This is a genomic window from Brevundimonas sp. UBA2416 (assembly GCF_002343105.1).
GTDB lineage: Bacteria > Pseudomonadota > Alphaproteobacteria > Caulobacterales > Caulobacteraceae > Brevundimonas.
Genome location: NZ_DDRM01000005.1, coordinates 14,370 through 26,151, shown reverse-complemented (window position 1 = coordinate 26,151; position 11,782 = coordinate 14,370). Strand labels below are relative to the sequence as shown.

General features: G+C 67.9%; 13 protein-coding genes. 8 read left to right on the top strand and 5 right to left on the bottom strand.

Going from position 1 to position 11,782, the window contains the following annotated elements; genetic code table 11:
- Positions 1-2,367 (bottom strand): DNA gyrase subunit A (gene gyrA, locus B3E43_RS01125; RefSeq protein WP_292026052.1); only part of this gene is annotated, 2,367 nt, incomplete at its 3' end.
- A gap of 124 nt (positions 2,368-2,491) precedes the next feature.
- On the opposite strand from gyrA, the gene B3E43_RS01120 reads away from it, so the two are divergent.
- Positions 2,492-3,067, top strand: coding sequence for a superoxide dismutase family protein (locus B3E43_RS01120; RefSeq protein ID WP_292026051.1), 576 nt, complete (start codon positions 2,492-2,494; stop codon positions 3,065-3,067).
- A gap of 3 nt (positions 3,068-3,070) precedes the next feature.
- Here the strand turns inward: B3E43_RS01120 and B3E43_RS01115 are convergent, their stop codons facing one another.
- Positions 3,071-3,634 carry a hypothetical protein gene (locus tag B3E43_RS01115; RefSeq protein ID WP_292026050.1) on the bottom strand — a complete coding sequence of 188 codons (564 nt, stop codon included), beginning with the start codon at positions 3,632-3,634 and terminating at the stop codon, positions 3,071-3,073.
- A 57-nt stretch (positions 3,635-3,691) separates the two neighbouring features.
- On the opposite strand from B3E43_RS01115, the gene B3E43_RS01110 reads away from it, so the two are divergent.
- From B3E43_RS01110 to B3E43_RS01100, 3 genes are all read left to right on the top strand, one after another.
- Positions 3,692-4,078, top strand: coding sequence for a DUF5990 family protein (locus B3E43_RS01110; RefSeq protein WP_292026049.1), 387 nt, complete (start codon positions 3,692-3,694; stop codon positions 4,076-4,078).
- Between the two features lie 81 nt (positions 4,079-4,159).
- On the top strand, positions 4,160-4,327 hold the full coding sequence (rpmG, locus tag B3E43_RS01105; protein ID WP_055830646.1) for a 50S ribosomal protein L33: 168 nt from the start codon (positions 4,160-4,162) through the stop codon (positions 4,325-4,327).
- Positions 4,328-4,477: 150 nt separating this feature from the next.
- Positions 4,478-4,648: a hypothetical protein gene (locus B3E43_RS01100; protein ID WP_292026048.1), complete on the top strand. Its 171-nt coding sequence runs from the start codon at positions 4,478-4,480 to the stop codon at positions 4,646-4,648.
- A 6-nt stretch (positions 4,649-4,654) separates the two neighbouring features.
- Here B3E43_RS01100 and B3E43_RS01095 read toward each other — a convergent pair whose 3' ends face one another.
- Together B3E43_RS01095 and B3E43_RS01090 are read right to left on the bottom strand one after the other, a co-directional pair.
- On the bottom strand, positions 4,655-6,019 hold the full coding sequence (locus B3E43_RS01095; protein WP_292026047.1) for a PleD family two-component system response regulator: 1,365 nt from the start codon (positions 6,017-6,019) through the stop codon (positions 4,655-4,657).
- A gap of 6 nt (positions 6,020-6,025) precedes the next feature.
- The gene (locus B3E43_RS01090) at positions 6,026-6,391 is read right to left on the bottom strand and encodes a response regulator (RefSeq protein WP_055830736.1); all 366 of its coding nucleotides are present in this window, start codon (positions 6,389-6,391) and stop codon (positions 6,026-6,028) included.
- Positions 6,392-6,789: 398 nt separating this feature from the next.
- On the opposite strand from B3E43_RS01090, the gene B3E43_RS01085 reads away from it, so the two are divergent.
- A complete protein-coding gene (locus B3E43_RS01085; protein ID WP_292026046.1) occupies positions 6,790-8,034 on the top strand; it encodes a DNA polymerase IV in 1,245 nt (414 codons plus the stop codon).
- A gap of 597 nt (positions 8,035-8,631) precedes the next feature.
- Positions 8,632-10,044 (top strand): alkaline phosphatase PhoX, encoded by a 1,413-nt coding sequence (locus B3E43_RS01080; protein WP_292026045.1) that lies wholly within the window; start codon positions 8,632-8,634, stop codon positions 10,042-10,044.
- On the opposite strand, the gene B3E43_RS01075 is transcribed toward B3E43_RS01080, so the two are convergent.
- Entirely contained in the window at positions 10,013-11,080 is a 1,068-nt protein-coding gene (locus B3E43_RS01075) for a COX15/CtaA family protein (RefSeq protein ID WP_292026044.1), read from the bottom strand. The two genes, B3E43_RS01080 and B3E43_RS01075, sit on opposite strands and share 32 nt — an antisense overlap.
- Positions 11,081-11,214: 134 nt before the next feature.
- Here B3E43_RS01075 and B3E43_RS01070 point away from each other — a divergent pair, with 134 nt between their 5' ends.
- Together B3E43_RS01070 and B3E43_RS01065 are read left to right on the top strand one after the other, a co-directional pair.
- A complete protein-coding gene (locus B3E43_RS01070) occupies positions 11,215-11,466 on the top strand; it encodes a transglycosylase (protein WP_292026043.1) in 252 nt (83 codons plus the stop codon).
- A gap of 2 nt (positions 11,467-11,468) precedes the next feature.
- Positions 11,469-11,669, top strand: coding sequence for a DUF2842 domain-containing protein (locus B3E43_RS01065; RefSeq protein WP_292026042.1), 201 nt, complete (start codon positions 11,469-11,471; stop codon positions 11,667-11,669).
- Positions 11,670-11,782 lie beyond the last annotated feature (113 nt).

Below are 11,782 nucleotides of genomic sequence, written 5' to 3'. Positions count from 1 at the left end.
GTCGCCGGTCGCTTCGTCGTCGGCCTCGACCGCAACGACCTCGTCCTCGCCCTCACCGGTCGCACGGCGCATGGCGGTGGCGTGTTTGACATAGGCGGCGCGTTCGTCGGGCGTGGCGTCGACCCGGCCGAGCACGGCCATGGAGATGACCGCGTCGTCCTTCTGCAGACGAACGCCGCGCACACCGGTCGAATCCCGGCCCTTGAAGACGCGCACGTCGTCAGCCTTGAAGCGGATGGCGCGGCCCAGGGCGGTCGTCAGCATGACGTCGTCCTCGGCGGTGCACAGGGCGACGCCGACCATGTGATCGCCGTCCTCCAGCTTCATGGCGATCTTGCCGGCCCGGTTGACCGTGGCGAAGTCGCTGAGCTTGTTGCGGCGCACGTCGCCCGAGCGGGTGGCGAACATGATGTCGTAGTTGCCCCACTCGGCCTCGTCCTCGGGCAGGGGCAGGACGTTCATGATCGAATCGCCCGGCTCGATCGGCAGCAGGTTGACGAAGGCCTTGCCGCGCGATTGCGGATTGCCCAGCGGCAGCCGCCAGGTCTTCAGCTTGTAGGCCTTGCCGTTGGTGGCAAAGAAGAGCACCGGCGTATGGGTCGAGGCCGAGAAGACGCCGACGACGGCATCATCCTCCTTCATCGCCACGCCGCTGCGGCCCTTGCCGCCGCGATGCTGGGTCCGATAGGCGTTCAGCGCCACGCGTTTGACGTAGCCGCCGTGGGTGACAGTGACGACCATGTCCTCGCGCGGGATCAGGTCCTCGTCTTCCAGCTCATAGTCGCCTTCGCCGATCAGGGTCCGGCGCGGCACGGCGAACTCCTCGCGCACCTCCAGCAGGTCCGCACGGATCACCGCCAGGATGTTGGCGCGATCGCTGAGCAGGGTCAGGTGGCCCTGGATGGTGTCGGCCAGGCCACGCGCCTCGCCGAAGATGTCGTCGCGGCCGAGGCCGGTCAGGCGGCTCAGCGTCAGGCCCAGGATGGCGCGGGCCTGTTCGTCGGTCAGGTTCAGCTTGTCGCCCTCGACCAGCATCGAGCGCGGGTCGGCAATCAGTTCGATCAGGGCGATCATGTCGCCGACCGGCCAGCTCTTGGCCTGCAGCCGCTCGCGCGCCTCGGCCGGATCGACCGAGCTGCGGATGATGTGGATGACCTCGTCGATATTGGCGACAGCCACGGCCAGACCGACCAGCACGTGGCCGCGGTCGCGGGCCTTGGCCAGTTCGAACTTGATGCGGCGGACGACCACTTCCTCGCGGAACTCGAGGAAGGCCTCCAGCAGCTGGCGCAGCCCCATCTGGATCGGGCGGCCGTGGTTCAGGGCCAGCATGTTGACGCCGAACGAGCTCTGCATGGCGGTGAAACGCCACAGCTGGTTCAGCACCACATCCGCCGAGGCGTCGCGCTTCAGCTCGATGACCATCCGCATGCCGTCGCGGTCGGATTCGTCGCGGACGTCCGAAATGCCCTCGATCCGCTTCTCGCGGACCATTTCGACGATGCGTTCGATCAGGGTCTGTTTGTTGACCTGGAAGGGCAGCTCGGTGACCACGATGGCCTCACGATCCTTGCGGATCGTCTCGATCGTGGCCTTGCCGCGCACGATGACCGAGCCGCGGCCATCGCGCAGGGCGTTGCGGGGGGCGGTCCGGCCCATGATCTCGCCGCCGGTCGGGAAGTCCGGGCCGGGCACGATGTCCAGCAGGGCGTCGTCGCTGATGTTCGGGTCGTCGAGCAGGGCGACGCAGGCGTCGACGATCTCGCCCAGATTATGCGGCGGGATGTTGGTCGCCATGCCGACGGCGATGCCGCCGGCGCCATTGACCAGCAGGTTCGGGATCCGCGCCGGCAGGACGACGGGCTCCAGCTCCTTCTCGTCGTAGTTCGGCTGGAAATCGACCGTATCCTTGTCGATGTCGGTCAGCAGGGCCGAGGCGGCCGGGGCCATCCGCGCCTCGGTGTAACGCATCGACGCCGGCATATCGCCGTCGACCGAGCCGAAATTGCCCTGGCCGTCGACCAGCATCAGTCCCATCGAGAAGGGCTGGGCCATGCGCACCAGCGCCATATAGACCGAGGCGTCGCCATGCGGGTGGAACCGGCCCAGCACATCGCCCACGACCCGCGCACACTTCGAATACGGCCGGTCCGGCGTCATCTTCAGGTCGTGCATCGAATACAGGATGCGGCGGTGCACGGGCTTCAGCCCGTCACGCGCGTCCGGCAGGGCGCGGGACACGATCACGCTCATGGCGTAGTCGAGATACGAGCGCCTCAGCTCGTCCTCGATCGTGATGGTGGATATGTCGCCGCCGCCGGCCCCCGACGAGGGAGGAAGGGCGTTGTCGTAGCTGTCGTCAGTCAAGGAAATCAGGCTTTAAATGGCCGGAATCGGAACGTGATCCGCGAACGCGTTTTCTAGCATCCGGGGGCAGCCGTGGCAAAGCGACGCCGAGGGTTTTCGCCCCGCCGAAACAAGGACCCCGACCATGCCCGCCGCCCGTTTGACCGCCCTCGCCCTCCTGCCCCTGACCGCCGCCCTGGCCGGCTGCATCAGCGTCACCGCCAATGACCGGCCTGACGCCCCTCTCCGGGCGAACCCGGGCGATTTCGGCGAAGCCACGCTGGTCGGCGCCTCGGGCGCGCGGGTCGGCCGCGCAATCCTGACCCAGGGACCGACCGGCCTGCTGATCCGCATCGAGGCAGAGGGGCTGACGCCCGGCTGGCATGGCGTCCACATCCACGCGACGGGCCAGTGCGACGCGCCCTTCACCTCGGCCGGGGCCCACATCAATCACAGCGACCCGAAGGCCCCGCACGGACTGCTGAACGCCGGCGGGCCGGACGACGGGGACCTGCCCAATGTCTTCGCGGACGCCTCCGGCCAGGTGCGCGCCGAACTGTTCACCAGCCGCGCCCGCATCGCGGAAAACGGCCCCGGCCAGTGGCTTTGGGACGCCGACGGCTCGGCCCTGGTCATCCACGCCAATGCCGACGACCACGTCAGCCAGCCCATCGGCGGCGCCGGCGACCGGGTCGCCTGTGGCGTCATGGCCGCCGGCTAGGGCCTATTCGGCGACCGGCCGGGTCAGGTCGAACTCGACACGCAGGTAGCGGTTCTCGCGGCGCAGCTCATAGGCGTAGATCCGCCCCGGATGCACCTCGACCGCCCAGACATTGGTGGTCGAGACCGCGGCGTTGCCGGCGTTGAACAGCTCGATCGAGAACTCATCGACGGGAAACTCCTGCCGGTTCGCCGTCCCGGCCGCGGCCGTGTCGCCGCCATACCAGTGCAGGCCGTCGGGATTGCCCTCGGGGTCCCGGTGATCGTGTTTCAGCGTCAGCCCGCCGTCCTCATTGCGGCTGATCACCCAGGTGCGCGACCTGTCCTCGCCGACCCAGAACGGGATGCGGACCTCGTCGGCCGAACAGTCGCGCACATGCATCAGCAGGCGCGAGGCGGCGAAATCGGCGTCCGCGGCCTGGGTGGTGACCACCCGTCCCACGAATTTCTGCCCGCACAGGGCGTTGAGATTGGCCATGAAGGCGTCCTGCTGCGGCGCGGGCGCGGGCATGGTGGCGCAGGCGGACAGGGCGATGGCGGCGGCGGCAATGGCGGCGATCTGTTTCATTCCGCCAATCTGGCACGAACACGCGGCCCCGCCTAACCTGGTGTTATGACCGCTGCCGTGACGCTTCGCCTCATCATCGACGACCCCGTGCCGGGCGTGCGTTACAGCCTGCAGAAGGACGACCTGCCGTTCGAGCCGCGCACCGCCGGCGACGGCCCGATCGCCTTTGAACTCCCCGTCACCCTGCATCCCGACGGTCGCATGACCGGCCCCTTCGTCCGGCGCGAGGGAACGGTGCGCCGCTTCGTCTACATCCGCATCGGCACATCGGCGGGCGATCACGCCAGCCCCTGGAGCCGCCGGGCCAAGATCGACATCCACGACATCCCCAGGGCTCTCCTGGCCCCGGGCGCCCTGCTGGAAGTGCATCTGCCGGGTCGCGGGAAGGACGGTTCGCCGGCCTGCGCGACGGTGCGGCCAGTGGCCCCGTGGCGGCCTGTCTGACCGGCGTTGACTTTGAGGCGCGCCTGAGTATGTTCCGCGCCTCTCATTTCAGCGGCTTTCGCCGTCGCAAAGGTATTTCCGATGGCCAAGCCGGCTTCAATCAAGATCCGCCTGAACTCGTCCGCCGACACCGGCTTCTTCTACGTGACCAAGAAGAACGCCCGCACGATGACCGAGAAAATGGTCGTCAAGAAATACGACCCCGTCGTGCGCAAGCACGTCGAGTTCAAGGAAGGCAAGATCAAGTAAGGCTTCCTTTCAACCTCGCCTTCCTCGGACAACGAGCGAAGCGAGGCCGATCCGAGGATCAGAACGCCCGGCCGAAAGGTCGGGCGTTTTTGTTTGGGTGGCGGCCCGGTCCGCGAGGTCCGGCGTCCTGCGACGTGCTAGACTGCCGTCATGAGCGATCCGACCGACGACCTGCCGCCCGAAAGCCCCGTCCAGCGGGCATTGCGTCTGAAGAAGGCTGCGATCGACGCGCGCGAGAAGCCGCCCCGCGGCGGCCGCTTCCAGCGCGAACAGGCCGCCCGAATCGCAACCGGCAAGTCGAAGCCGTGGATGAGCCGATAGCGGCCCTCAGGCGGCCCGCGCGATCACCTGGTTCCGGCCACGGGCCTTCGCTTCGTAGACCCCTTCGTCGGCCCGCTTGAGCAGCGCCTCCGGCGTATCGTCCAGACCCGTGCTGGCGGCGACGCCGACCGAGACGGTGACGGTCAGCGCCTCGGTGCCGCTCATGATCGGGAACGGCTGGGCCCCGACGTCGCGGCGGATGCGGTCGGCGACATGGGTGGCGTCTTCCAGACCGGCGCCCGGCATCACCACCACAAACTCCTCGCCGCCGAGCCGGCACGGCAGGTCGATGGCGCGGACATTGGTCGCCAGACGCACCGCGAACTCGCGCAGCACCTCGTCGCCGGCGTCATGGCCGAAGCCGTCGTTGACCAGTTTGAAGTGGTCGATGTCCAGCACCAGCACGGCCACGGGTTCGCCCCCCTGCCCGGCCCGGCTCATCAGGGCCTGCAGCTGGCCCGCCATATAGCGGCGGTTATGCAGACCCGTCAGGGCGTCGGTGACCGCCATCTCGAGGCTGTAGTCCAGCTTCTGCTTGAGGAAGTCGGCATAGCGTTTGCGCTTGATCTGGGTGCGGGCGCGCGCCTCCAGTTCCTCGGGATCGACGGGACGCGGCAGGATGTCGTTGACGCCCAGCTCCAGCGCCTTCAGCAGACGCGGCCGGTCCGCCGGATCCACCACCGCCAGGATGGGGATACGCCGCGAGGTCTCGGTTGACCGGGTCTGGGCGACGAAGCGCAGGCCGTCGAACTCCGCGCTCGAGACGTTGACGATCATCAGGTCGACAGGACCGCGCGCCGCGATCAGGGCCGCGGCCGGGTCGCTTTCGACCGTCGGACGGTGCTCGCCGGCCAGATGTTCAACCATCTTTCCGGCCTGACGCTCATTGTCGTCGACGATCAGTATCCGCCCGCCCGAACCACGCAGCCGTCCGGCGCCGTCGGTGTCCACGCCCAGCCGGCGGCCGCTTTCCTCGCGCTCGCGCAGCTCGTCCATGACCGACTTCAGCCGCAGCAGGGAGCGCACGCGGGCGAACAGGATGACGTCGTCGATCGGCTTGGTGACGAAATCGTCGGCCCCGGCGTCCAGTCCCTTCAGCTTGTCCTCGCGCCCGTCCAGCGCGGTCACCAGCACCACGGGGATATGCCGCGTCACCGGATCGGCCTTGAGCCGACGGCAGGTCTCGAACCCGTCCATGCCGGGCATCATCACGTCCAGCAAGATGATGTCGGGGCGTTCGTCCGAGGCGACCTGCAGCGCCGTCGCGCCGTCGGCGGCGGTCAGCACCTCATAGTATTCAAGCGTCAGCTTGGCCTCGAGCAGGCGGACGTTCGCTTCAACGTCGTCAACGACAAGGATACGCGCCGTCATCGGTCCCTACCCCAGATGTTTCCGCACCACGTCGAGGAAATGCATCACCGAGATGGGCTTGGAGATGTAGGCCTCGCAGCCGCCCTGGCGGATACGCTCCTCGTCGCCCTTCATGGCGAAGGCGGTGACGGCGACGACGGGGATGTGGCTCAGCTCCTCATCGTCCTTCAGCCATTTGGTGACCTCCAGGCCGCTGATTTCCGGCAGCTGGATGTCCATCAGGATCAGATCGGGCTTGTGCAGGCGCGCCAGGGCCAGCGCCTGCAGCCCCTCGCGGGTCTGCAGCGTCTCGTAGCCCTGCGAGTCGAGCAGATCATGAAAGAGCTTCATGTTCAGCTCGTTATCCTCGACGATGAGGACTTTCTTGGACATCATCACCTTGGCCTGGTTGCCTCTGGGTGCGGCTGCACGGAGGCTTGGCGCCTTCTTCGTGCACTGTGGCCCGACGGGTCTTAAGTTGGGGTGAAGCGGCCGCCGGACCGGAGAAAAGGCTCGAACGTCGAGTGCCCCGGTCAGCTTGGGCGGAGCTGGTTCATCACGAAGAACACGAAGGGCACACAAAGAATACGACGAGATCGAGCGCGAGCCGCCGCAGGCATTCCAGCATTCGAGAAAACAAGGCGCTGCGCGCGGCCCCGAAACGCCGGTCCCTTCGTGGCCTTCGTGGTTTCTCCTTCTTAGTGTCCTTTGTGATGAACCTCGGACCCGACCCTCCGCGACCAAGGATGGCGATGGCGAGCCGCAGTCGCCTCAGGCACAATCCCCTCTGCATGAAATCGATCTGCCGCGACTGCCTCCAGACCGGCGACCTCAAGGTCGATCGCTGTCCCGCATGCGGCTCCCGTCGGACGGTCCAGCACGACGAACTCGACCAGCTGACCATCGCCCATCTCGACTGCGACGCCTTCTACGCCTCGGTGGAGAAGCGCGACCGGCCCGAGCTGCGCGACCGGCCCGTCATCGTCGGCGGCGGCAAGCGCGGCGTGGTCTCGACCTGCTGCTACATCGCCCGCCAGTACGGCGTTCATTCCGCCATGCCGATGTTCAAGGCGCTCAAGGCCTGTCCCGAGGCCGTGGTCATCAAGCCGGACTTTCGCAAATACATCGCCGCCAGCGAGGCCATCTTCGGCGCGGTCGGCAAGCTGACGCCGCTGGTCCAGACCCTGTCGCTGGACGAGGCCTGGATCGACCTGGCCGGCACCGAGCGGCTGAATGGCGGCCCGCCGGCCTTCCAGCTGATCCGGCTGCAGCAACAGATCGAGGCCGACACCGGCCTGACCGTCTCCATCGGCCTCGCCCCCAACCGCTTCCTCGCCAAGGTGGCGTCGGAACTGGACAAGCCGCGCGGCTTCTCGGTGCTGGGTTCCGAAGCCGCCGCCGTGCTGGCGCCCCGGCCGGTGGGAATCCTGCCCGGCGTCGGCCCGGTGTTCGGCAAGGCCCTGCAGAGCGACGGCTACGCCAGCGTCGGCGATCTGGCCGCCGCCGATGTGCGCGATCTGGTCCGGCGCTATGGCGAGACCGGCCTGCGCCTGCATGACCTGGCCCACGGCCGCGACGCCCGCGCGGTCAATCCCGGCCACGAACGCAAGGGCATGAGCGCCGAGACGACGTTCAACGAAGACCTCACCTCGGCGGCGGACCTCGAGGCCGAACTCTGGCCCCTGTGCGAGAAACTGGCCTCCAAGGCCCGGCGCGACGGCGTCGCCAGTCGCGTGCTGGTGCTCAAGCTGCGCCGGACCGACTTCAAGATCGTCACCCGCCGCGTCTCCCTGCCCGAGCCCGTCCAGACCGCCCGCGCCCTGTTCGCCGCCGGACGGGCCCTGATGGCCCCCGAACTGGGCCGCCCCTACCGCCTGATCGGCATCGGCATGGCCGAAGTGGTCGACGCCATCGACGCCCCCGCCCTGTTCGAATCGACCGAGGCGCGGGCCCTGAAAACCGAGACCGCTATCGACGCCCTGCGGGCGAAATTCGGTGCGAAGGCCGTGGTGGCCGGGCGCGCGTTGAAAGATTGACGTACACCCTCTCCCATTGGGAGAAGAAATCTGGGTGCTGCCTATCCGCCGATTGCCAGCATATCCCGCGCCGCCAACCCTCTGATTCCGCTGCTGTTCCAAAAAATGCAGCGTCACGAACCCGCCATAGCAAGCCCCCGTCCTAGACTCCCCCCGTCCCGTCGCAGGGAGGCTCGCTCGGCCGGCGATCCGAAGCGGCGGCGGGAGCGGATGGAGCGGGATCTCGCTGCGTAAGCAGGGAGGCCGGACCGGATCCGGTGACCTCCTAAGGGTCGGCCGGCCGGGGTGGAGGATCGGGGGGGATACCCAGATCGTTCCAGGGATCGGGTTCGTCGCCCGACCTGCCCGCCGGAGGCGCTGCGGTAAGGCCCGAATACGGCCACCCGACGCAAGCTTCCGGAAAACCGACCGCGCGGAGCGTCTGTCTTTCGCCGAAACGGTATTTCCATCTGCTCATCCGGGCGAAGGCCCGGGCGCTCCGCCATGCCTCCCGCAACCGCCCTGCAAAACAGCGCGGCGATTTCACTCGCCTGTCGCAGAACCATGATGACCGCCGGGCCCGGTCCGGTTTAGTCAACCTAAGCTTCCGGAGTCCCCATGCGCCCCCATCGTCGTGACCTCATCGCCGGCTCGGCCGCCGCACTCGCCTTCACGGGTATGGCACGCAGCGTCGCCGCCCAGGCCGCCGCGACCGAAGAGACCTACATCAACGAGGTTCACGGCTACGGCCCGCTCGTCCGCGATCCGAACCGCCTGCTCGACCTGCCCGAGGGGTTCACCTACCAGGTCATCTCCCAGAGCGGCGACACCATGGACGACGGCCTGTTCGTGCCGGGCCAGCCGGACGGCATGGGCTGTTTCGCCCTCGACGGGCCACGTGTGGCCCTGGTGCGAAACCATGAGCTGAAGGGCTCCGGCGCCCTGCACCGCAACCTCGGTCCGGGCGGCTTCCATCAGGAGCGCATCGGCCTGCTCGACCCGGCCCGCGCCTATGACACCTACAGGGACGGACGCGTGCTGCCGGGCGGCACGACGACGCTGATCTACGACCTCGAGACCCGCCGCACCGTGCGCCAGTACCTGTCGCTGGCCGGTACCAGCAACAACTGCTCCGGCGGCCACACGCCGTGGGGCAGTTGGCTGACCTGCGAAGAGACGGAAGAGACAGCCGCCAACTCGGATGTGACGAAGTCGCACGGCTATGTCTTCGAGGTGCCGGCCGACGCAACCGGTCTGGTCGCCCCCGTACCCCTGAAGGCCATGGGCCGGTTCGAGCACGAGGCGGTCTGCGTCGATCCCCGCACCGGCATCGTCTATCTGACCGAGGACAAGGTCGACGGCCTGTTCTACCGCTTCATCCCGACCACACCGGGCAAGCTGGCCGAGGGCGGACGGCTTCAGGCCATGGCCCTCAAGGGCAAGCCGGGCGCGAACACGTCGAACCATGATGTCCGCGAGTGGGGCGTCAACGACTGGCGCGAGGTCGTCTGGATCGACATGGAGGACGTCGAATCGCCCAACGGCGACCTGCGTCAGCGCGGCCATGCCGCCGGCGCGGCGCTGGTGGCGCGCGGCGAAGGCGTCTTCTGGGGCGACGGCGAGCTCTACATGACCGCCACCTCGGGCGGTCCGCTCAAGCGGGGCCAGGTCCTGCGCTATGTCCCCTCACGCATGGAAGGCCGGCGCGGCGAAAGCCTCATGCCGGGCCGGATTCAGCTGTTTCTCGAGAGCACGGACATCCGGACCACCAACATGGCCGACAATCTCATCGTCGCGCCCTGGGGCCACCTGATCCTCTGCGAGGACAACTATTCCAGCGAGGTGCGCAACCACCTCAAGGGCGTCACCCCGGACGGCAAGACCTATACGATCGGCCGCAACGTCTTCACCGGTAACTCGGAGTTCGCCGGCGCCTGCTTCTCGCCCGACGGCGCGGTGATGTTCGTCAACATCATGTACCCCGGCATCACCTTCGCGATCAGAGGCCCCTGGACCTCGGTCCGGACGTAAACAACCGCGCCTGCGAGCGCCGCACCAGCCACAGATTGACCGTCGCCGCCGCCAGCACCAGCGCCGCGCCGGCCTGGTGCAGGGCCCCCAGCCACAGCGGCGTGGCGTTCATCAGCGTGGCGATGCCCAGCAGGGCCTGCAGCCACAGGGCCGCCGCCACGGCGAACGCCGCCGCGCCCAGCCCCTCGGCCAGCCGCCAGCGCCACGCCTGCACCGCATAGACCGTGCCGCCGATCAGCAGCGCATAGGCCCAGATCCGGTGATTGAACTGCACCAGCGCCTGATCGTGCAGGAAGGTCAGACCGCCGCCGCTCCAGTCCACCGGCGCCAGAAGCGCCCCGTTCATCAGCGGCCAGTCGGTATAGACGAAGCCCGCCTTGGCCCCAGCCACCAGCCCGCCCAGCAGGCACTGGAAGAAGACCGCCCCCAGCAACACCGCCGCGCCACGGCTCCAGCCCACCGGCGACCGGCTATGCGATTCGCCGTTCCAGGCCTCCAGCCCGGTCCAGATCAGTCCCATGAAGATCAGCAGCGCCAGACCGAGGTGCACCGTCAGCCGCTCCGGGGCGACATCAACCCGCTCGGACAGGCCGCTGGACACCATCCACCAGCCGATCAGCCCCTGCAGCCCGCCGAGCACCAGCAGCACGCCGCAGCGCAGGATCAGCCGCCGCGGCACCTGGCGCAGGATGAGGAAGACCGCGAACGGCAGGGCAAAGGCCGCGCCGATCAGCCGCCCCAGCAGGCGATGCGCCCACTCCCACCAGAAGATGCCCTGGAACTCGGCCAGGCTCATCCCGGCGTTGACCTCCCGATACTGGGGGATGGCGCGATATTTCTCGAACGCTTCGTTCCAGTCCGCCGCGTTCATCGGCGGCAAGGCGCCCATGATCGGCTTCCATTCGGTGATCGACAGCCCCGAGCCGGTCAGGCGGGTCACACCGCCGACCACCACCATGACGAACACGAGGACGGCGCAGGTGAACAGCCAGACGGCGACCGCGCGATTCTGATCGCCACCGATGAAACGCTTCATTCGACGCCTGCCGTCCTGACCGTTACAGTGCCCCCGCGACCCTGGTTCGCGCCGGCCCCAGCGGTATGCCCCCGCTGTGCGGCGAGATCGAGTCGCTTTTCGGCGTCGCATCGCCGCAAGTCTGGAGAGGCCGGTTGCCGTATATCGAAATCATCATGGCGGTGCTCGGAGCGTTCGCCCTGGCCTGGCTGGCCGATCTGGTCACCGGCCGCCGCGGCCTGTTCGCCACCTCTCTGGTCTCGGCCGTCGCCGCCGTCGCCGGCTGGTTCCTGGCCGTGCGCGTCTTCAGCGCCAGCACGATGAACGAATGGACCTGGGTGCTCTGGTCGCTGGCCGGCTCGGCTCTCGCTCTCGGCGCCTTCTTCCTGTTCCGGAGCAAGCGCTGACCATGGGCCCGCGGACTCGGCGCTTCATCGCCATGATCGGCGTGCTGGCCTTCGTGGCGTTCTGGATCTGGGGCGCCATCGCCCTTCGCGGCCTGCTGCCGCCGGGCCAGCTGATCGACTTCGTCGTCTTCGCCGTCGCCGGCGTCGGCTGGGGTGTTCCGCTGTATCCGCTGTTCAAATGGGCTGAGCGCGGCGACACCTAACCGAAATTGCAAAGGGGCCGCCCGAAAGCGACCCCTTCAACCAACCGTCTTCATTGAGGAAGATGGTCGGAGCGACAGGATTCGAACCTGCGACCCCTTGACCCCCAGTCAAG